The 21,175-nt window shown below is 63.3% G+C and carries 20 protein-coding genes; 5 read left to right on the top strand and 15 right to left on the bottom strand.

Annotation, left to right across the window (positions count from 1 at the left end; translation table 11 throughout):
- Window positions 1-304: 304 nt before the first annotated feature.
- Complete coding sequence (locus AC56QP_RS35305) at window positions 305-595, bottom strand: hypothetical protein (protein ID WP_489863822.1); 291 nt, start codon at window positions 593-595, stop codon at window positions 305-307.
- 294 nt (window positions 596-889) lie between these two features.
- Entirely contained in the window at window positions 890-1,111 is a 222-nt protein-coding gene (locus tag AC56QP_RS35310; RefSeq protein ID WP_489863821.1) for a DUF768 domain-containing protein, read from the bottom strand.
- A 545-nt stretch (window positions 1,112-1,656) separates the two neighbouring features.
- Here AC56QP_RS35310 and AC56QP_RS35315 point away from each other — a divergent pair.
- Together AC56QP_RS35315 and AC56QP_RS35320 are read left to right on the top strand one after the other, a co-directional pair.
- Entirely contained in the window at window positions 1,657-1,779 is a 123-nt protein-coding gene (locus tag AC56QP_RS35315) for a MucR family transcriptional regulator (RefSeq protein WP_489863820.1), read from the top strand.
- A gap of 1,019 nt (window positions 1,780-2,798) precedes the next feature.
- Window positions 2,799-3,716: an NADP-dependent oxidoreductase gene (locus AC56QP_RS35320; protein ID WP_497101094.1), complete on the top strand. Its 918-nt coding sequence runs from the start codon at window positions 2,799-2,801 to the stop codon at window positions 3,714-3,716.
- 154 nt (window positions 3,717-3,870) lie between these two features.
- Here AC56QP_RS35320 and AC56QP_RS35325 read toward each other — a convergent pair whose 3' ends face one another.
- From AC56QP_RS35325 to trbB, 13 genes are all read right to left on the bottom strand, one after another.
- On the bottom strand, window positions 3,871-7,341 hold the full coding sequence (locus tag AC56QP_RS35325; RefSeq protein WP_489863819.1) for an ATP-binding protein: 3,471 nt from the start codon (window positions 7,339-7,341) through the stop codon (window positions 3,871-3,873).
- Window positions 7,338-8,597 carry a metallophosphoesterase family protein gene (locus tag AC56QP_RS35330; protein WP_489863818.1) on the bottom strand — a complete coding sequence of 420 codons (1,260 nt, stop codon included), beginning with the start codon at window positions 8,595-8,597 and terminating at the stop codon, window positions 7,338-7,340. The genes AC56QP_RS35325 and AC56QP_RS35330 overlap by 4 nt, the downstream gene beginning before the upstream one ends.
- Window positions 8,598-9,051: 454 nt before the next feature.
- Window positions 9,052-9,276, bottom strand: coding sequence for a DUF2274 domain-containing protein (locus AC56QP_RS35335; protein WP_489863817.1), 225 nt, complete (start codon window positions 9,274-9,276; stop codon window positions 9,052-9,054).
- 2 nt (window positions 9,277-9,278) lie between these two features.
- Window positions 9,279-10,436, bottom strand: a complete 1,158-nt coding sequence (locus AC56QP_RS35340; RefSeq protein WP_489863816.1) for a TraB/TrbI/VirB10 family type IV secretion system protein — start codon at window positions 10,434-10,436, stop codon at window positions 9,279-9,281.
- Complete coding sequence (gene trbG / locus AC56QP_RS35345) at window positions 10,433-11,488, bottom strand: P-type conjugative transfer protein TrbG (RefSeq protein WP_497101095.1); 1,056 nt, start codon at window positions 11,486-11,488, stop codon at window positions 10,433-10,435. The genes AC56QP_RS35340 and trbG overlap by 4 nt, the downstream gene beginning before the upstream one ends.
- Complete coding sequence (gene trbF, locus AC56QP_RS35350) at window positions 11,485-12,174, bottom strand: conjugal transfer protein TrbF (RefSeq protein WP_497109062.1); 690 nt, start codon at window positions 12,172-12,174, stop codon at window positions 11,485-11,487. Before trbF ends, trbG begins: the two co-directional genes overlap by 4 nt.
- A 4-nt stretch (window positions 12,175-12,178) precedes the next feature.
- Entirely contained in the window at window positions 12,179-13,552 is a 1,374-nt protein-coding gene (gene trbL / locus AC56QP_RS35355) for a P-type conjugative transfer protein TrbL (protein ID WP_489863815.1), read from the bottom strand.
- Between the two features lie 2 nt (window positions 13,553-13,554).
- The gene (trbK-alt, locus tag AC56QP_RS35360) at window positions 13,555-13,872 is read right to left on the bottom strand and encodes a putative entry exclusion protein TrbK-alt (RefSeq protein ID WP_489863814.1); all 318 of its coding nucleotides are present in this window, start codon (window positions 13,870-13,872) and stop codon (window positions 13,555-13,557) included.
- 11 nt (window positions 13,873-13,883) lie between these two features.
- Entirely contained in the window at window positions 13,884-14,642 is a 759-nt protein-coding gene (trbJ, locus tag AC56QP_RS35365; RefSeq protein ID WP_489863813.1) for a P-type conjugative transfer protein TrbJ, read from the bottom strand.
- Window positions 14,639-17,089, bottom strand: coding sequence for a conjugal transfer protein TrbE (gene trbE, locus AC56QP_RS35370; RefSeq protein WP_489863812.1), 2,451 nt, complete (start codon window positions 17,087-17,089; stop codon window positions 14,639-14,641). Before trbE ends, trbJ begins: the two co-directional genes overlap by 4 nt.
- Window positions 17,090-17,099: 10 nt before the next feature.
- Entirely contained in the window at window positions 17,100-17,381 is a 282-nt protein-coding gene (locus tag AC56QP_RS35375; RefSeq protein ID WP_489863811.1) for a VirB3 family type IV secretion system protein, read from the bottom strand.
- Window positions 17,381-17,713: a TrbC/VirB2 family type IV secretion system protein gene (locus AC56QP_RS35380; protein ID WP_489863810.1), complete on the bottom strand. Its 333-nt coding sequence runs from the start codon at window positions 17,711-17,713 to the stop codon at window positions 17,381-17,383. The genes AC56QP_RS35375 and AC56QP_RS35380 overlap by 1 nt, the downstream gene beginning before the upstream one ends.
- Window positions 17,710-18,693 (bottom strand): P-type conjugative transfer ATPase TrbB, encoded by a 984-nt coding sequence (gene trbB / locus AC56QP_RS35385; protein ID WP_489863809.1) that lies wholly within the window; start codon window positions 18,691-18,693, stop codon window positions 17,710-17,712. Before trbB ends, AC56QP_RS35380 begins: the two co-directional genes overlap by 4 nt.
- A 391-nt stretch (window positions 18,694-19,084) precedes the next feature.
- Between trbB and AC56QP_RS35390 the strand changes: the two genes are divergently transcribed.
- From AC56QP_RS35390 to AC56QP_RS35400, 3 genes are read left to right on the top strand one after another with little or no spacing between them, the layout of a single operon-like run.
- Window positions 19,085-19,744, top strand: a complete 660-nt coding sequence (locus tag AC56QP_RS35390; RefSeq protein ID WP_489863808.1) for an amino acid ABC transporter permease — start codon at window positions 19,085-19,087, stop codon at window positions 19,742-19,744.
- A complete protein-coding gene (gene ehuD, locus AC56QP_RS35395; protein ID WP_489863807.1) occupies window positions 19,734-20,393 on the top strand; it encodes an ectoine/hydroxyectoine ABC transporter permease subunit EhuD in 660 nt (219 codons plus the stop codon). The genes AC56QP_RS35390 and ehuD overlap by 11 nt, the downstream gene beginning before the upstream one ends.
- Window positions 20,393-21,169, top strand: coding sequence for an amino acid ABC transporter ATP-binding protein (locus tag AC56QP_RS35400; protein ID WP_489863806.1), 777 nt, complete (start codon window positions 20,393-20,395; stop codon window positions 21,167-21,169). Before ehuD ends, AC56QP_RS35400 begins: the two co-directional genes overlap by 1 nt.
- Window positions 21,170-21,175: the final 6 nt, after the last annotated feature.

Below are 21,175 nucleotides of genomic sequence, written 5' to 3' on the forward strand. Positions count from 1 at the left end.
GAGGCGGGCGACAATTCACGGTATGCTTAAATTCGAAACTTGCGAGTCAATTCGCAGATCGATTCGCCCCCCTTGGGCGTCACTTGGGAATGCCGGCGTCGAAGTGCACTACGGACTCGAGGACGGTGCGGTAAAGGCTGTCGACCTCATCGTCGATCTCTTCCCACTGTATGCCGAGCACCTTGGCGTCGGCGATCAGTTTTGTGTCAGCTCCTCGACGGAGATGATATCCGCCCTTGTCGTCTCGGGGACGTTGTTGGCGATCCATCGGTCGAGGAAGTTGATTCCGCGTGCGCTCATCTGGCTAATGTTGCCCCTTTAGTGCCCTGGCCTCGCGGAGCAGCGTTGAGCGGTCGTCGCCAATCGTATTTACAAGGTCTCCAGCCTGCGCCTCGGTAATTCCCGTCTCGCGCGCGAGGAACCGCACAAGAAAGTCCTCCTCTTCCTCCATCCGCGCTTGGTTCTTCCGCTTCCCCTCCCCCGTACGGTCCAGGTTTGACGGTGTTCGATGCGCTGCCTTTTTTGACCTTGGTTCGGACTGCAAAACCATCAGGCCGGCTTCTTGCGCCGCGGCGAGAAAGGCCTGGCGGGCCATCTCTATTTCCTCTGACGTAGTGATTTGACCTGTGCAAGCTTGCAGCAGCGCCGTAGAGTGTCCCATGCTCGGCGGGCCATCTCTCCATCATAAAATCGCTGCCTCAGCCACGCTGACGATTGTGCGAAAGGCTCCAGGCATTGACGCCTCAATGATCACAGGTTCCCCAAAGAACAGATCGCGCATGCTGTAGCCCTCGCTGCCAAGGAGACGAAAACTCGTTCCATCTACTGGTCACTGCACATTTGGCCTCGGGTGGGCTTTTAGGAAATACCCTAGCTGTCGGTCCTCTCGTCAGTCGGCGACTCCAGCATCGTGGTGCACAATCGCGTCCATGATTGTCTCATAAGCGCTCCCGATGTCTTCCTCAATCTCTGCGCTTGAGATGCCTATCGCCTTGGCGTCGGCGAAAAGTTTTTGGGTGAGGTCCGCAACTGACAGCATATCGTTGCTCGCGGTCTTAGGCAGGTTGGCGCCTATCCATTTGTACAAAAAGTCGGTTCCGCGTGTGCTCATTCAGCCATAAGTGCAAATGCGCTACTTTGTTCCGGAACAACTTGGCGGCCCACAGGTTCCCTAGCTGGAGGGTCACCAATGCCGACTTATTACATCGACGAGATACGGAACGACCAGCTTGTGGGATCCCACATAGCTACCGGCGACAGCCCAGAGGCCGCCCTTCAGAAGGTCACTGGAAGGAAGGTCTCGACACGAGCGTTGCAGGAACACTGGTTTAGGGTTGTGGACGAAGGCAAAAGGTCGGTGTCAGAATTTAGCTACGAGCACACGGTAACTCGACCCCGTGTTTCGGGTTAGTTTTTCGATCTAGCTCTCGTCGCGAAAATCCTGCAGCGAAGCGTGCCGCAAATCTTCCTCGCCGCGCAAGTGTTTCACGCGGCCGATCAGACCCGGCTTGACCCACTGCGTTGCCGGTCGTTTCATCCCCTTGGGTGCCGGGCCGGCATGCTCCTGGACACGCTTCCACAGGCGCTCACCGATCGCGCGGTTGTAATTGATGAAGGCCGAGCCGACATACTTGCCGGTCGCCCGATCCGCAGGGCATGACGCCCGACCATTACAGAGCCAAGTTGAGTTTGCCGCAGGATTATCCCATGGTGGCTCCCAGCTATGCTGCTCAGCGGTCGGCCCTTGAAAAATCATTGGCCTTGGCCGAAAGGCGATAACGAAAATGCCGCCGAAGAAAGGGCGTATTCAACCACGTCTACCTTCTGGGCTCTCGAGGTTTTGTCCAGAGTGATCTCGAAAACCACTTTGAGTGATGGGCCTTCGACGTCAACCGGGATTCTTAAACAACCGCCGATTTTCGTTTCGAGCTGCGTAATCTCGTCAGCGTGAGCTGTACTTACGGATGCCAGTAGGGCCAAGGCAACGGCGGTTCGCATACATATCCTCCCCCAGGAGGGCTCCGACCTTACACCCCAAACATCGACCTCGCATCCTGGTTAAAGCGAGTTTGCCCGCTGCGGGTCCGGCCGATCAATCTCTCCACAGAATGAAGGAACATTATTATGGCACGTGGACTTCCACGAACCCTTGCGCACGACGCTGCGCTTGAAGCTGGCACTCATCCCCCGGTCGCTGGCCTGAAGGCAGGCCCTCATCACACATGCGAGCTAGATAGCAACGGGGAATACCAAGGCTTGTGCCGAGCGTCGGTGCCGTAACTGTCGATGCGACGACTGCGCTGCCGGAGTGGACGAGCAAGGCGCGGCGGTTGATCCTAGACGGCAAACTCTCCCATTTGCTGTGATGATGATCAGGCCAGTGACGTAAACCATCAGAGGGTAACACGACGGTTTGCGCATTTGTGTCAGGATGGAGAGACATCGGTAGTCGACAGTCAGTGCTGCTCGGCGATGCACATTGCCCACATCTCGGACAGGATATCGCGCCCGACCAACCTGCGACGGAAGCTTCGATTTGGTACGAGGCAGTCGCTCCCGGGGCGCTTCCATTGGGGCCGTGATGCCAATGGATCCGCGGTGCGGTGTGGGAGCGCCAGCCGACTAGCCTGCACTCGGCCGCAATCCTACGGCCGGCGTCCTTGCGGCGCGGTCGAGATGGATGGCACAGTGGCCATGCCGCAATGGTACCATCATTCCCGCCATTCCTGGTCCTGTTTCATGACCAGAGCCGGACATATCTACCGGCGACGTGACAAATGACCGAGGAGACAATTCCGATGAAAGCAATCGTAGTGACAGACCAGGCCGCCGGGACGGCCGGGATGAAGCCGGCCGAGCGGCCCGAGCCGCAGGCAGCGATAAACGACGTCGTCGTTCAGGTTCATGCGTCGGGCTTCGTCCCGACCGAGTTGGAGTGGCCTTCGACCTGGACCGACCGCCGCGACCAGGCGCGTACGCCATCGATCCCTGGACACGAGTTGGCCGGAGTGGTCATTGCCCTGGGGTACGGCACCACGGGTCTTTCAGTGGGACAGCGGGTGTTCGGTCTCGCGGATTGGTATCGCGATGGCACACTGGCGGAGTATATTGCCATGGAAGCACGCAACCTCGCGCCGCTGCCAGGCGACGTCGACTTCACCGTGGGCGCGAGCCTGCCAATCTCGGGTCTGACCGCGTGGCAGGGACTCTTCCAGCACGGCCGTCTTCAGGCGGGACAGAGCGTCCTTGCACATGGCGCAGCCGGCGCGGTCGGTTCGATGGTGGCGCAACTCGCACGTGAGGCCGGTGCCTATGTCATCGGCACGGGGCGCGCCGCCGACCTTCAGAAGGCGCTGGATTTCGGCGCAAATGAATTCATCGACCTTGAGAACGACGCCCTGGAAGACGTCGGTGGCGTCGATCTGGTGTTCGATGTCATCGGCGGGGACATCCAGAAGCGGTCCGCAGCTCTGATCCGGGCCGGAGGAACGCTGGTGACCGTCGTCGGCCCGGCCGAGGCGCGGCCCCCAGACGGCCTAGCGGTTGACTTCGTTGTCGAGTCCGATCGCGCCCAACTGAGTGAGATCGTCCAGCGGGTGCGGGACGGGCGACTGAGGACGAACATCGGCAAAGTTTCGGCCCTTAACGAGGCCGTTGCAACCTTCAACGCGAGCGAGCGACACACTGGGAAGACGGTCATCCGCGCTCGTTCGTGAGCGACAAGCGCCTATCGGTGTAGGGGCGACCGGCCATACTTCGAGGCAAGTACGACCGGCATAGGGCCGGCGAGATGATTGCCCTTGAGCGCAGCCATCAATCCGCCGAGGGCGCCGCCGACACATGCCAGGCAGACACGAGCCGGCTTCGGTCTCATCCGAGCTCGTGGATTGTCACGCCCGGCACAACCGCCTTGGCGATCTCGCACAGGTGCTGATGATGCGTGAGGTAGATCACCTGACCGGCACTCGCCATCTCACCGAACAACCGGAAAACCTCCTCTGACCGGACATGGTCGAAGGTCTCCATGATGTCGTCGGCGATGAATGGCACGGAGGGCCTGAACTGTGCGAACTCGTAATATCCGGCAAGCCTGAGCGCCAGGTAAAGCTGAAAACGCGCCCCCTTAGACAGCGCGTCGGCAACCTTGGACTGGCCGTCGCGCTGCAATGCAATGAGCACTTCACCGCCTTTGACCGGTTGGGTTGTCAAGCCCGAATACTGGCCGCGCGTCATCAGCGCGAAAGCGTCGGATGCCCGCCCCATCATTGCGGAGCGATGACGCTCGCGGTACACGCGCAGAGCGTTGCCGGCAGCCATGATACCCAGTTTCAGTTCGATGTAGCGAACGGCCCTGTCTTCGATGTCCAGCAGGACGGTGCGCCGTTCGGCATCGATACGGGCAACAGCGCTGTCGCCGCCAATGGCGTCCAGCTTGTCGGTCGCGCGCGTTTGCCGAATGAGCTGTTGCTGTATCGCCTCGTCAGAAGCGCGAAGCCGTTGCTCGGCTTCAGCCTTCTCGATTGCAAGGCTATTCAGATCGAGAGCATCCAAAATCGGACACGCCTGCTCGAACCCTTCCACCGCGAGCTCGGACGCAACCTGCTCCTCAAGCTCGGCGACCGCTGTGCGCAGACGGTCCCTGTCGCGCAGCAGTTCGTCGCGTTGCACGACGTCCGCTAGCGTGGCCACACCAAAGACGCCTAGGACGTCGCTCTTGCGGCGCTCATGGGCCGAAATTTCAGCATCGAGGATCTCGCGCGCATCCTGCAGGCGCTGCAGGTCATTGACGAGGCTTGCCTTGGCCTCGCGCGAGCGTTCGGCACGCTCAAGGCGTTCGGCAAGGCGGACCGCAAGCTGTTCCGGATCTTCGTCGGTCGCCGCCTCACCCGCTTCGGCCGCAACGGCGCTGACCTCGACCAGGAAATTGTCCCTGTCGGTCTCCATCTTGTCGATGCGCAGCCGCATGGCGTCCCTGTCTTGAAGACTTTTGTCGAGGTCGGCCAATTGATCAAGGACGCCGCCAATGCCAGGCGCCGATATGCCGCTCTCCAGCCAGGTGCCCTTGAGCGCTTTGGCAATTTCGGCCAGCCACTCGTCCTCGCGTCGCTCCGCGACTTCGACGGCTCGGCGCCTGGCAGCCAGATCCTCCTGTCTTGTGCCGACCGTCTTGAGCGCCTCGGTGCGCTCGGCGTCAATCTTGAACTGCCTGTCGAGGAACAGCTGCGCGACGGCCATGACCGTCTCCAGACTGTCGCCGGGATCCGTACCGACGCCGACGCTCGCCAGCGCCCCGCTCAGCTCCAGGCGTATTCGGTTTCCCTCATCAACCGCTCGCTCGGCCTTCTTGCCTGAAAGCTCGATCTCTTCAGAGGCCGCGAGCGCATCGACCCGGGCAGCAATGCGCTCCTCGATCAGTCCGATCAGACGTTCGGGGGACGTGTCCAGACCGTCTGCGAGCAAGTCTCGTGCCGCTGCGCGTATGTCGCAGAGCAGGGCCTGCCGCTCCGCGCCGTTGCGCGCAAGTTGGTCGCGCGCATGGGCGATGGCTGCCGCGGCTTCAGCGAGGCCGCGGCTTGTCGCGCGGATCTCCACGAGCTCACGCGCGTTGGCCAGGCGGCCTGCCCCAACACTATCGTCGCGAGCCATCGCTCCTGCGAAAATATCCGCCGTTTCGCCAGTGAGGTCATCGCGATGTCGTGCCCAGGCCTCGTCGCGGGCGCGGCGAATGGCGGCGGCCGCTTCGTCGTCGGTGACCGCGACCGAGGCCCGAAGCGCGTCCAGCTGTGCTGAAAGCAAATCGTGATTGCCCTGGTACTCGGCAAGACGTTCGGAAAGGATGGCCCTGCCCTTCCCGAGCTCGGCGGCAAGCGCCTTCCATGCGCCAAGCTGTCCGGCATTCGGAATGGCGATCCTGGCCAATGTCGCGGCATCTCCCGACCAGGGATGCAAACGCCCGACCGCGGCCTCCCACCGAATTGCGCCGGCATCCGCGGCCTCGCGTGCCGCCTTGATTTCGCTCAGGTGCCCACTGGCCCTGGCCGCCGACAAAGCTGAGACGAGCCTCGCCCTGGCAGGCTCTGGTACCGCCCGTTCCTCGCCAACCCGCTCGCGTGCCGCCTGGAGCGCATCGACGGCTGCCGCGGCCTCGTCGCGCGCGACGCGCAGACCGGTCGCGATCCCGGATCGCTGCTCGATCATCGTGCGAACAGCACCGATGTTTGCAGCAGGCAAAAGCAGCTTGGCAGGGTCTGCCTCGGAGGCTCGTCCCAGGGCGGCAAGGGAGCTCCTCACGGCATTGTCGAGGATCTGCAACTCCGTCCTGCGACTTGGCAGGTCGAGGCCCGCCGAGACGTGGCGCACCTTGCGGTCAGCCAAGCCGCGAACCCGTTCGGAGATCGCGAGGATCACTTCGTCGACATCGACCGAGGCGATCTTGGTCGTAACTCTGTCGAGTTCATCGACGCTTGCAGCCAGCCGCGTTCTCAGGCTGGCGTCGTCATCGATCATCTCGGTGACACTGCCCGTCCAGGTCCGTGACGGTGAAGCAATCTCAGGCAACGCGGCTAGCTGGGTTTTCTTGCGTCGGATATCGGCAAGGATCGGGATCGCGCGCAGATATCTCGCAATGGTATCGAGCCTCGCCGACAGCACCGACCGTTCGGCGATGCTGCGGTTGTACTTTTCCTGGGCGTCGAGACGTTCGGCCTCAAGTCCCTCATAGGTCGATGCCAGGGTGTCGATCTGATCGCGGCGCGATTTCAGGTCCGCAAGGCGTTTCTTGAGCAGTGCCAGTTCGGTTCCATGCGCCTGCTTGCGATAAAGCCCGTCGGCCTCGGCCTCGAGCGCGCTCAGCGTGTCGCTCGCATGGCCTAAGCCGGCGCTGGCCGTGAACAGCAGCTTGCCGAGGTCGCCGCGCGACTCCAGGATTGATTTTCCACCGGCCTCCAGCGTCTCGTCGTCCAACGAGAACATGGTCTCGTATGCGTCGCGAGACAGCCCGGCGAGATGTGCTGATATCGCCATTTCGCTGACCGGTTGGCCAGTCGCGTTCAACAATGAATTGGTGCGCTGCTTGGTGCGGGTGAACGTGTGCTCCGTGCCGCCGAGTTCGAGCACGCCGCCGATGCGCATGGCGCTGTACTCGTGCAGGAAATTGTAGCGGCTGCGTTCTTCAATGCCGAACAGCAGGTCGAGATAGCCGGCAAGCGCGGTCGACTTGCCGGCCTCGTTCAGGCCGAAGACGATGTGCAGATCGGGTCCTGACGTGGGTTTTGGCCCGAAGTCGATCGTCCTGTCGGTGAACTTGCCATAGCGAATGAGGTCAAGGCGCCGCAGCCTCATGGCGCACCGCTGGCCTTGAGACCGGCGGTGACCAGGTCAGCTCCGCTGGCAAGCACCCTGGCGAGGAACAGTTCCAGCCCGGCCTCGTCCTTGCCGGCGAAGTCGCGTCCGTCAGGAGGCAGGTCCGCAACCATCTTCTGGACGAGCGCTCTCGCCTCGGCACGGAAGGCTTCCGAGCTGGCGTCGGCGCGCATGGACTGTGCGAGTTCGAAAATCGGGTCCGCGATGCCCTCGGGTGTTTCAGCTGTGGATGGAGAGACGCTAACCTCCAGCTTCTCCACCCAGCTGTCTCCCGTCTGCTCCGCGACCTGCTCGGCTTCTGCGAGCAGCAGGTCGCGGTCGCGGATCAGCGCCCAGGATAGAGGTGATGTCCCGGTCAGGCCCAGACGGACCACAACATGACGGGACCTGACGGAGGCGCGCACATCTTCGAGCGCGGAGCGGACGCGTCCGACGACGTCGGACCATTCCAACGTTTCGGACAGATTGACGTTCACCCGCTCGAATTGCGCGATACTGGTCAGCCGTTCCTCGATCTCGACGGTGCGGTCGTCGCGTATCGTCACCAGGGTGACGGATTTTTCTCCGGCCTCGTTGATGTCCCTGCCCTGCGGGATTCCCGGCATTACCACCGTGCTCGCCCCAGGATGGACCTGGCGGACATGGATGTGCCCGAGCGCCCAGTAGGCAAAGCCATGGCTGTGCAGGTCAGCGACGTTACAGGGAGCGTAGACGTCGTGGCCCGGCGATCCGGCCAAGCTGGTATGCATGATGCCGACATTGATCGCGCCTTCGCGCGGGGCTGAGTACTTGGGCAGCAGACTGTCCGGCGCCTTGGGGCTGGCAAAGCTCAAGCCATGGAACATGACGTCCAGTCCGCCGGCGCTCTGCAGCACGGACTGAGGACGCCCACCGAAGATCGTGACCGTGTCCGGGAACACCAGCTGCTTCGATATCCGCGACATAGCGTCATGATTGCCACGGATCTTGAAAACCTTGATGCCGGCGTGGTGCAGGCGTCTCATCTGTGACGCCAGGAACCGCGCCGTTTTCATCGACGTCTGATCGCCATCATAGAGATCGCCGGCAATGACCAGCGCATCGACACGTTCCGCAAGGCAGAGATCCACGATCGAGACAAATGCCTGGCGGCTGGCGTCGCCGACGAGTTCGGCAAGATCGGGGTTTCGCAGCGCCAGCGAACGAAGCGGCGAGTCGAGATGAATATCTGCCGTGTGTAAGAATCGAAATGCCATTAAGCGGTCTCCGGCTGCGAACATACCGATGTTCGACCGTGGCCCGATAGAAGAATTTCACGACGCAGCGTTGGTGTGATTGTTGAGCCTCAGGCGAGCCCGGCAAGCGAGAAACGTGAGGCTTAGGTCGGGCCACACAATGGGCGTTGGGCCGTGGGCACGCTGAGTTCAGTGGAACCCGGGGAGGACTATCGGGCAATCAGGACGTTGGAGGTAATACATTTTTCAAATGCGCTCTATACGCTTTCGCTATGGACCTTTCCCAGGTCGCGGGCCTCGTTTCAGGCGGTGGCCGGTCACGGTACACCTCTCCCGCATGTTCCCTTGAGACTATCGTCGTTGCCTCCGCTCCGACGATGTCCGCAGCCGCGTAGCGGTCAAGGGAAATCTCCCGCTCTTCGTGAACCGTGCTGCCCTTTGGCATTGCTCGTTCTGCCTTGCGGCGAGGTGGCCCTCAACCTTTCGGCTCCTGCTTGGCTTTGGCGAAGCCGCGATCCGTCGCGATGAAGCGCTCCAGCATCGGCACAATCAGGCGAACAGGATCAGTGGGTGGCTGACCCGCGTCGCGGCCAAGGATCTCAGCATATCTGGACAGATCGCGGTGCAGCGGCGCCGGTAGTTCCACTGTGACCTTAACCGGCTTGTCGTCTGCAATCGGACCGAGTTTCAGCTTGGCCATATTCAGCCTCCGTAGGGTTCGAGCACGAGATCGCGCGTAACGACGACACGCACATTGACGCCCGGCCGTATCGTCAGTGTCGGGGCGATGTTGAGTTGGCGCTGGACGATCTGCTGGCCCACCTGGCTGAGGCTGTCGGAGGCGCCGTCGCGCAACGCGCGCACGATGTCACTTTCCTGACCGGACGAGCCGGCCTCCGCGCCAACGCTGAGGATGGTGGTGAGTGCGGCCGCCTTGAACAGCTCGGCCCAATGGTAGTCGACGCCGTCCTCAAGGCCGGCATAGCCTTGGGCGTCAGTGCCGGGCTGGCGTTCAAGAACAATAGAACGGCCGCTGGGAAAGACCAGCCTGCTCCAGACGAGCAGAACGCGCCGCTGGCCGAAGCCGACCCCGTTGTCATACTGGCCAATGACCCGCGTGCCCTGCGGGATCAGCAGCGAGCGACCCGTGGGACTGTCATAGACATTTTCGGTGACCTGGGCCGTGATCTGGCCAGGCAGATCGGACCGGATGCCGGTAATGAGTGCTGCCGGAATGACAGCCCCTGCCTGAAGCACATAGGGCGACGCCGGCGGCGTGACGCGATCCGGCGCCACGGTGCGCCGATCAGCGGCCGCATTCAGAAAGCCGAGCTGGCGGTCTTGCGTGGTCGACTGGCCGATCTGACCGGCAAGGTCGGGGCCGCCAAGGTTCGGCGGGGCAGTTCCTCCGGGCGGGGTTTCGGCCATCGCCGCGGTTGACTGCCCTGTCTGGAAGAAGACACGCGAGATTCGGGCCGCCTCCTCTTCGGCCCGCCGGCGCTGTTCCGCCTCATCGACCATGGGTGTCGCGATCGTTGACGGCACGACGGGCTGTCCCTTGTTTTGGGCATCAAGCATCGGCCGGCCAAGATCGCCAGGCAGCGGCGGTCCAAGTACAGGCCCGGTATAGTCGCGCGGCAGACTGGCCAGTCCGTCGGCGGGCTGCCTGTTGGACGTCGAGTAGAGCTCGTCGCCATGCCTGCCGGTTTCACTCGTCTGAAGCGCGTAGATCAGCGCGCCGCCGACGCCAAGCGATGCACACAAGCCGATGCCGGCGATCACCTTGCGCGACAGGCGCGTGACGCGCGGCGGATCGGCGCGAAGCTTCATCGGGGCGGCAGCGATTTCGTTCTCGTTCATGAGTGCTCCCCTCCCCTTTGAGGAAATGTGTTCTTTGCATTCGGCGCCGCGTTGGTGCCTGACATCCACAGACCTCTCCTCGTGGCATCGGTGCGCACGATCCTGACGGTCTGTTGCCGCTTGCCACTGCCAAGCCGCAATTCCGCCGCGCCAAAGAGACGGTCGACGATCAGGGTGTTCTGGTAGACGCGGCTGTTGGCGATCTCGGCCTCGCCGTCTGGGCCGATGACGAAGATGGGCGGCATCTCGCCTTGCACGATCCCGCCTGGAAACTCGACATAGACCCGCCTGCCGTCGTCAAAGACGCTGACGGGCCTCCAGGGGGGCGCGTCGCCGGTGAGACCATAGCGGTAGTTGCGTGCGGTGATGGCGGGAATCACCGGTGTCGCGGGGATCGCCCGCGCTTGTCCGGCCGGCGGCGCGGGATAGGCCCATGACACGGCGGGCATGTACGGCTTCTCGCCCGATCGCAGCTCGATCATGTAGCTACGTCGGTCGGTGGTGATGACGAGATTGGTGTTGATATCCGAGCGCGAAGGCTTGACCAGCACATGGACGCGCCTGGTGACGCCCGCTCCGCTTTCGGTGTCACCGATGATCCAGCGCGCGGTATCGCCCGCCGCGATCGGACCTTCGCCGGTCAGGCTTTCGCCAGGCTCAAGCGCGATGTCCGTTATCTGTCCTGGAGCGGCATAGACCTGATAAAGGGCTCCTTCACTCCAAGGATAAATCTGAATGGCATTGTAATAGCCCTCACGACGCGGCTGGACTCGCGCCGCCGCGTTGGCGTTCTCGACGCGCGCCACCGGCGTCCTGCCGGCGACACCGCCGCGGGCCGGGACCCACCCTGGTGGAACGTGCAGCGGCTTTGGCCCTTCATCGGGCGCGGCTGCCGGATCGGCGGGCAAAGGCGGCACGTAGGCATCATAGGAGATCTGAGGTGGTTTCTGCGGTGTGGCGCAACCGGCAAGTATGGAGCCCGACAGCAACACCACGGCAACCGCCGACCTTGTCAAAGCCGGGGTGGCCATGACACACAATGGCAGGTTCATTGGCTCATCTCCCGGGACCAGTTGATGGCGTTGACGTAGATGCCGAGCGGATTGGCGCGAAGACGTTCGGCGTCGTTTGGCATCTGTGTCACGATCGTCAGGATCGCGGTCCAGCGCTCGGTGCCGGAAAGCTGGCCGTTTTCGTAGTGGTGTTCGATCCAGGCGACACGAAAGGAGCCCGGTGAAGCCCTGATGACCGAAGAAATATCCACCGCGACCTGCTGCTTGCCGACCCTGGAGAAAGGATCGTTGGCGCGAGCATAGTCATTGAGCGCCGCAGCGCCCTGGTCGGTGGTCCAATCATAGGCGCGCAACCAGTCCTGGCGCAGGACAATCGGGTCAGCGGGGATGGAGCGGACCTGTTCGACAAAGCGGGCGAGATGCCATGCTATCTGAGGATCAGTCGGCATGTAATCCGCGATCGCGGGCGCGGTCGCTTGAACCTGGCCCAGCGTATCGACCTGCACGACCCAGGGCACGACAGTGCCGCGGCCCAATTGCCAGACCAGTGACGTGGAAAGGCCTGCCGACAAGATGAGCGACCCGAACGCCATGGCGCGCCAGTTGCGTGCCTGCACGCGAGCAGAGCCGATGCGTTCATCCCAGATCTGCTCCGCCTTTTGATAGGGGGTTTCCGGTCGAGGGGTCTTGCCATAGTGGACGTCGGGGCGCCTAAAGATATTCATCCTGTCATTTGCCTTCAGAAAGAGAAATCGAAGCTCCGCCGCCATGGCTGTCGCCGGCGCGCACCGCGTGGGCGGCGGTCTGGGCGCCATGAGAGAGGCGTTGAGAGCGCTGCAAGCGTCTGGCCCATTCCGGCTGCCCGTCACTGCCGGATGGCTTGCCCGCGCCGGACGCAGGAGCCACGGCTGACAACGCGGCGCCTCCGATCGTTCCCATGGTGGTCGACGAACCGCCGGTGATTTCAGCCGCCGAACTGGCGCCGGAGGCGAAGCTGGACTTAAGCGACTGACCGGTGTTTGCGGCAGCGCGCTTGAGGGGGGAGGAGGCTGCGGAAGCGCCAGCACGCGCAATGCCACCCAAGCCGGAGGCGATGCCTGCCGCGCCAGTCTGGCCGGCGGCGCCGAGCCTATAAGCGGCCGAGGCGCCGCCAGCGAGTGACGTCCCGCCACGCGCGGCTGACATCGCGCCCGAGAATGCGGCTGTCCCACCTCGCGCCGCCAGGCCGGCCGCGCCATAGCCGGCAACCGCCATGCCGCCCGCGGCAAGGCCAGTGCCGACGGCCGCACCGGCGCCAAGCTGTGGTCCACCCGCGACGAGGCCGTTGGCGATGCCCGGACCGAAGATGCCGAGGCCAAGCAGCGACAGCGCCGCCAGCACGATCGCCATGGCCTGGTCGATGGTGGGGTTCTCGCCGCCGAAGCCTTGGGTGAATTCGCCGAAGAGCGTCGATCCGATGCCGATGACGACGGCAAGCACCAGAACCTTGATGCCGGACGAGATGACGTTGCCGAGCACGCGCTCGGCCATGAAGGCAGTCTTGCCGAAGAGACCGAAGGGGATCAGCACGAAGCCGGCCAGCGTCGCCAGCTTGAACTCGATCAGCGTCACAAAGAGCTGTACCGCCAAGATGAAGAAGGCGAGCAGGACGAGCGCCCAGGCAAAGAGCAGGCAAGCAATCTGGATGAAGTTTTCAAAGAAGGAGACGTAGCCCATCAAACCGGAGATCGCCTCAAGCAGTGGGCGTCCCGCATCGAGACCGGTTTGCGCCACCTTGCCGGGGTGCAGCAGGTCCTGTGCCGAGAAACCGGTTCCACTTGCCTTCAGACCAAGACCGGAGAAACTCTCGAAGACGATTTGAGCGAGACCGTTCCAGTTGGATATCAGATAGGCGAAGACACCGACAAAGAGCGTCTTCTTGACAAGCCGCGCAAGAATGTCGTCATCAGCGCCCCAGCTCCAGAAGAGCGCGGCGAGCGTCACGTCGATGACGATCAGCGTGGTGGCGACGAAGGCGACCTCGCCGCCGAGCAGGCCGAAACCGCTGTCGATATAGCGGGTAAAGGTGGCCAGGAATTGGTCGACGACACCGGTATTGCCCATATCTATCGGGCCTCGTGCAGGGCATCATCCGGCGCGTCCGGCTCGCCAATCGAACGCCCCGATGGCACTTTCAGACCAAGGAAGCGATCGCGCTGTTCGGCCCACAGCCGCGCGCATCCATCGTCACGCAGCGCAGCCTCGCCGAGGAGCTGGCAGCGGCGCAGACCATCGTGAAGCGGGTTCGGCATCAAGCCCGCGGTTGTGCGCGCGCCCTCGCCCGCCGGCTTGTTCTCCTTCCGGCTCACACCGAGCGCGCCCGCCGTGACGGCGGTCGCGACAAGGATGACAGCCACCAAGCGAGCGAGGGTCTTGCCGTCCATGGCCTTCGACCTCAGCGGTTGAACATCTGGACCGAGCCGGCCTCGTAGCCGGAGCCGGGCGCCAGGAAGCGGCGGCGCTGCTCACGGCCCTGATCGACCGCGGCTGCACGCTCGGCCTCAGTCAACGCCTGGGCGCGGCCGTTGGCGGCGACCACAGCGGTCAGGTCCGCGAGCTGCTGGCCCTGGAGCGCAAGAAGCTGATTTCCAGCTTGCGTCGCCTGCAGCGCTCCGGTCGCCGATTGGCTGGCGCCGACCAGTGCCGACATCTGCGCCTGGCTGGTCTCGATGTTTCCGACGACGCCCGCCTGGACGCGCATGGCGTCCTGAAGGCCGCCCACCGTGTTTTGCCAGCGCGAGCGCGCGACCGTGACGAGCTCCTGGTCGGATGCAGAGAGCGAGACGCTGCCGTATTGCTGCTGAAAGGCCTTGTCGACCTGCTGGACGTCGAAGGCGATGTTTTGTGCTTGCCCGAGCAGCTGTTGCGTGCGCTGCACCGACTGTTCAAGTTGCTGCAGCGAGGACAAAGGCAGGCTCGCCAGGTTGCGCGCCTGGTTGATCAGCATCTGGGCCTGGTTCTGCAGCGAGGTGATCTGGTTTGTGATCTGCTGCAGCGAACGCGCGGCCGTCAGAACATTCTGGGAATAGTTCGATGGATCAAACACGATGAAGGCATTGGCTGGGGCAGTCATCATCGGTGAGATGGCGACCGGCGCGGCGAGCATCGCCGCGACCAGAAAGATGGCGCGTGGGCGGGCTTGACGAACAGTCATGGCTGGGAATCCTTTTCAGGTTCGGGAAGGGTCAGGTTGGGAATGAGGTCGGCGGCCCAGCCGACGTCACGGGCACGCAGCCAGGCCGCCAGGAAGCCGTGGCGGCCATGCTCGGCAATGATGCTGCCAATCAGGGCCTGATCGCTCTTCGAGGACGCGGCGCAAAGGGCCAGCCCGACCTCGGACAGGCCGAGTTCGAAGAGACGGTTGCCCCGACGGGACTGGCAGTAGTAGTCGCGCTTGGGTGTCGCTCGTGCCAGGATTTCGATCTGGCGATCGTTCAGGCCGAAGCGCCGATAGATGGCGGTAATCTGCGGCTCAACCGCGCGCTCATTGGGCAACAGCAGCCGGGTTGGACAGCTTTCGATGATCGCCGGCGCAATGGCCGAATTGTCGATATCGGCAAGTGACTGGGTCGCGAAGACGACGCTGGCGTTCTTCTTGCGCAGCGTCTTCAGCCACTCGCGCAACTGCCCGGCAAACCCCTCGTCATCGAGGGCGAGCCAGCCTTCGTCGATGATGAGCAGCGTCGGGCGCCCGTCGAGCCGGTCCCCGATGCGATGGAACAGATAGGACAGCACGGCCGGCGCGGCTTGCGTTCCCACCAGTCCTTCGATCTCGAAGGCCTGCACGGATGCCTGGCCGAGGTGTTCGGCCTCGGCGTCGAGCAATCGGCCGTGAGCGCCTCCGATACAGTACGGGCGCAATGCCTGTTTCAGGTCATTGGCCTGCAAGAGCACACTGAGCCCGGTAATGGTGCGCTCCTCGACGGGAGCCGAGGCAAGGGACGTCAGCGCCGCCCAGATATGCTCCTTTGCGTCCGGGGTGATCTGGATGCCCTCGCGCATCAGGATCGCGACGATCCAGTCAGCCGCCCAGGCGCGCTCGTATGTGTCATGAACCCGGGCGAGCGGCTGCAGCGAAACGGAGGCGTCCGCGCCTTCGGTGAGGTGCCCCCCGAGATCGTGCCAGTCGCCACCCATGGCGAGCGCAGCGGCGCGGATAGAGCCGCCGAAATCGAAGGCGAAGATCTGAGCGTCGCGGTAGCGGCAGAACTGCAGCGCCATCAGCGCGAGCAGCACCGACTTGCCGGCGCCGGTGGGGCCGACGACCAGCGTATGACCGACATCGCCGACATGAAGGACCAACCGGAACGGGGTCGAGCCTTCGGTCTTGCCGTAAAGCAAGGGAGGACTGACCAGATGCTCGTCCCGTTCCGGCCCCGCCCACACGGCGGAAAGCGGCATCATGTGGGCGAGATTGAGCGTTGAGATGGGCGGCTGACGGACATTGGCGTAGGCGTGCCCGGGCAAGGAACCGAGCCAGGCATCGACGGCGTTGACGGTCTCGGCAATCGCGGTGAAGTCGCGGCCCTGGATGACCTTTTCGACCAGCCGCAATTTCTCGTCGGCCACGCGCGGGTCGCAATCCCATATGGCGACGGTCGCGGTGACATAGGCCATGCCCGCCATATCGGCGCCGAGCTCCTGCAACGCAGCGTCGGCGTCGGCCGCCTTGTTGGAGGCGTCGGTGTCGAGGAGGGCTGACGCTTCGTTGGTCATCACCTCCTTGAGAATTGCGGCGATGCTCTTGCGCTTGGCAAACCATTGCCGCCGTATCCTGGTCAACAGTCGGACAGCGTCGACCTTGTCGAGCAGGATCGCGCGAGTCGACCAGCGGTAGGGGAAGGCCAGCCGATTGAGGTCATCAAGCAGGCCGGGTGTCGTGGCGGTCGGGAAGCCGACAATCGAGAGAACGCGAAGATGCTTGTCGCCAAGTCGCGGCTCGAGCCCGCCGGCGAGCGGTTCATCGGCCAGCAGCGCATCGAGATAGATCGGCGTCTCGGGGACGCGCACCTTATGGCGTTTGGTCGAAATCGTCGAATGCAGGTAGGTGAGCGTTTCGCCGTCATCGAGCCAATGGCATTCCGGCATGAACCCGTCGAGCAGGGACAGCACGCGCTCCGTCCGGGCGACAAAGGCGCGCACGATCTCGCCCGGATCCGCGTCCGACTGGTCGCGACCCTCATAAAGCCACCCCTCGGCGCGCGTGGCGTCTCCGGGCGGTGGCAAAAACAGGAATGTGAGAAAATAGCTCGATACGAAATGAACCCCCTCCTCGTCGAAATCGGCTTTGCGTTCGGCATCGAGCAGGCTGGAGGCCGCATTGGGAAACTGGCTCTCCAGATAGGAGGCGGCTTCGTGCCGCTGCGCTTCGACAAAGACGCTCCAGCCCGAGCCGAGGCGACGAAAGGCATTGTTGACGCGCGACGCCACCGCAACCAGCTCTGCCGCGACGGCGGAGTCGAGATCGGGGCCGCGAAACCGCGCGGTTCGCTGAAAACTTCCGTCCTTGTTGAGCACGACGCCCGGCGCGACGAGTGCTGCCCAAGGCAGATAGTCGGCAAGGCGAGCAGCGGTCCGGCGGTATTCGGCAAGGCTCATCATGGCGGCGCCCTCAAACCGACAGATGTCCGGGGAGCCGCAGATGTCGGCGCCCAACCTCGAAAAACAGCGGATCGCGCCTGGCGGCCCATACCGCCGTGAGATGTCCGATTGCCCAGATGAGGAGACCGGCCAGCCACAGCCGCAGCCCAAGGCCGACAGCGCCCGCCAGCGTGCCATTCAGGATCGCGATTGCGCGCGGCGCGCCGCCGAGCAGGATCTGCTCGGTCAGCGCCCGGTGGACGGGCACCGTCCACCCTGGCACCGCGTCGAGTTGTTCAAGAGCGGTTGTCATCAGATCAATGCTCCGCCGCCGAACGAGAAGAACGACAGGAAGAAACTCGACGCCGCAAAGGCGATCGAAAGGCCAAAAACGATCTGGATGAGCCGCCTGAAGCCGCCCGAACTGTCGCCGAAGGCCATCGTCAGGCCGGTGACGATGATGATGATGACGGCCATGATCTTGGAGACCGGTCCCTCGACCGACTGCAGGATCTTTTCGAGCGGCTGTTCCCACGGCATCGAGGAGCCCGACGCATGGGCGCTCGACGCGATCAGGAGATTGACGGCAAGGGCGGTTGCCCCGGCGGCCAGGTGGCGGAGGCAGCGGGCAGGGAGGCGGATCATGAGGTTTCTCTCGGGTTGATCGGTGTGGCTTCAGCAATGCGATAATCGCCGTCAGGGCCGAGACCCTCGACCCGGACGAGTTCGACAAGCCGTCGCGCGGTGCCACGTCCGGCGAGCACAGCGACGAAGCCGATCGTGTCGGCGATCAACGCACGCGGGACAGTGACGACGGCTTCCTGGATAAGCTGCTCAAGGCGGCGCAGGGCGCCGATGCCGGAGCCCGCATGAAGGGTGCCGATGCCACCGGGGTGCCCGGTTCCCCATGCCTTCAAAAGGTCGAGGGCCTCGGAGCCACGCACCTCGCCGACGGGAATGCGATCGGGCCGCAGGCGCAGCGAGGAGCGAACCAGGTCGGCGAGCGTGGCGACGCCATCCTTGGTGCGCATGGCGACAAGGTTGGGCGCGGCGCACTGCAGTTCGCTTGTGTCCTCGATGATGACGACCCGATCCATCCCTTTCGCCACTTCGGCGAGCAGTGCGTTGGTGAGGGTGGTCTTGCCAGTCGATGTGCCGCCGGCGACAAGGATGTTCGCGCGACCGGCAACCGCGGCGCGCAATATCGCGGCCTGACCGGCGGACATTATGCCTGCCGCGACGTAGTCATCGAGCGTGAACACGGCGACGGCGGGCTTGCGGATCGCGAAGGCGGGTGCTGCGACGACGGGCGGCAACAAGCCTTCGAAACGCTCGCCGGTTTGCGGCAACTCGGCCGAGACGCGCGGGGAACGGGAATGGACCTCGGCGCCGACATGATGGGCGACCAGGCGCACAATCCGCTCACCAGCGGCAGGCGGCAGCATTTCCCCCGTATCGGCCAAACCGTCCGAAAGCCGGTCCACCCAGATGCGGCCATCCGGGTTCAGCATGATTTCAACGATTGCGGGATCGTCGAGAAACCGGGCGATGGCGGGTCCGAGCGCGGTGCGCAGCATGCGCGAGCTGCGCGCGCGTCCCTCGGTATCATTGTGCGATATAGCCATCCTGTCCCCGTTTGAGCCGGGAACGCGTCAAACAAACGCCCGGGCGCGGACGATCAAGAGAGCCCTGAAGCGGTCCGGTTCAACGGGTTTCAGCCGTCATCGTAGCGTAGCGTGCAATTACCGGCCAACGGCGGCGGCGACGGCAGCCGCGCTGTAATATGAACTTTCGCAATATTAAGTACATGTTTATTGACAGACAACTCCCGCCGGGTTTATGAGGGATCCACCGATGGCCTGCTCCTACAGGCGATCGTTCTTTCCACGGCGCGGAGGGTGTCATGAGGTCCGGTCCGGAGGGCGCGATTTCTCGGCGCAAAACCGCCCTCCTCAGGCACGCCGAAACGATATTGAGATCGCCGCCGCCCGCCTCGACGAAGAGTGGTGGCACCCCGTGAGCATGCTCGAGATCTGGCTGGGCATTCTGCAAGGGCTTGGTATCACCGCAGAGGTCACGGCCTATGGCCTGGTCTTTGCGGTCCCCTTTGCGCTCGTCTTCGGCGTCGCGCAGTTTCTGACCACCGGCATGACCCGCTTCCTGGTTACCGCCGTGATCGAATTCTGGCGCAGCTCAGCGGTCGTCGTGCTGCTCTTCTTCTTTTATTACGTGCTGCCGGTGATGGGGATCACTCTGTCGGCGCTGACCGTCAGTGCATTGGTGCTCGGCCTCAACACCGGCGGCTATGCCAGCCAGGCGGTTCGCGCCGGGCTGCAGTCTCTGCCCGCCGGTCAACGCGAGGCGGGCATGGCGCTCGGCCTCTCGCGCCCGGCGGTCCTGCTCCTGATCGAGCTGCCGCAGGCGCTGGTCGCAATGAGCCCGACCTTCGTCAACAACCTTATCCAGCTCGTCAAGGCGACTTCCCTCGTCTCGTTGGTCACGCTGACGGACATGACCTTCCGCGCCAAGGAAATCGCGCAGACCGACTACGACCCCGTCGCGATCTATTCGGCGCTGCTGCTGGCCTTCTTCGTCGTGTGTTATCCGATCGCCCTTGCCGGCCGCTGGCTCGAGGCGCGGGTCAATCCGGAAAGAGGAACGCCGCGTGGGATTTGACTTCGATTTCGCACTCTCGACCGTCCCGACGATCATCGGGGCGATCCGAACGACCCTGCTGGCAACGGTCTTGAGTTGCCTCGGCGCCTCAGTGCTTGGCTTCACTTTCGAAATGGCCCGCCGCGGGGGCGGTGCGACTGGGCTCACCGTCCGCTTCCTGATCGACTTCATCCGCTCGACGCCGGTTTTGGCCTGGCTCTATTTCCTGTATTTCGTCCTGCCCTTCTACGGGATCCGGCTTGGCGCCATGACGGTCGGCATTCTGGGGCTGAGCCTGTACTACAGCGGCTATCTGGCGGAGGTGTTCAAAGCGGGCATCGACGCGATCCCGAAAGGCCAGCAGGAAGCGGCCAGAGCCTTGTCGCTCAGCCGCCGCGACACGGTCGCTTTCGTCATCGCGCCGCAGATGTTGCGCAACGTCGCCGCACCGTTGGGCAACTATCTCGTTTCGATCCTCAAGGCGACGCCCTATCTCGCGATCCTGGCCGTGCCCGAAATGCTCGGACGCGCCTTCGATATCGCTTCTGAAACCTATCGATACGCGGAGCCCCTCACCGTCGCCGGCATTCTGTTTCTCACCTTGGCGCTGATCGTTGCTTACGGCGTAAAGCGCATCGAGCAGCGCCTGCTTGCATCTGGACGTCGCTGATGCTCGCTCAAGCCCCGCTTCCAATCTCCACCGTTCCAGCCACTGCGCATATCCGGGTCGATGGCCTCAACAAATGGTTCGGTGCCCTGCACGTCTTGAAAGATATTGATCTGACAATCCGCGTGGGCACACGCATCGTCGTTTGCGGGCCTTCCGGCTCGGGCAAATCGACGCTTATCCGCTGCTGCAACGGTGTCGAGCCTTTTCAAAAGGGAACGATCCAGCTCGACGGGATAGCACTGGGAAGAAATGCCCGGGACACGGCGACGGCGCGCCGGCTGACAGGCATGGTGTTCCAGAGTTTCAACCTCTTCCCTCATCTCATCGTGCTTGCCAACTGCACGCTGGCGCTGCGACGGGTTCTCCTGAAAACCGGGCCGGAGGCCGAAGAGATCGCCATGAAGCATCTGACGGCGGTGCGCATCCCTGAAAAAGCGCAAACGTACCCGCCCCAGCTCTCGGGCGGTCAACAACAAAGGGTAGCGATCGCGCGTGCGCTTTGCCTCAATCCCCGCATCATGCTGTTCGACGAACCCACCTCCGCGCTCGACCCGGAAATGATCAAGGAAGTCCTCGACGTCATGATCGCGCTCGCGAAAACCGGCATGACCATGATCTGCGTGACGCATGAGATGGGTTTTGCACGCGAAGTCGCGGACGAGATCGTCTTCATGGACGAAGGCCGCATCATCGAGCACGCCTCTTCCAAAGAGTTTTTCTCAGCAGCCGCTCACCCACGCGCGCGGCTGTTCCTGGACACCATCCTGCGCCATTGAGAAGAG

Source organism: Mesorhizobium sp. RCAM 05104, from assembly GCF_059683645.1.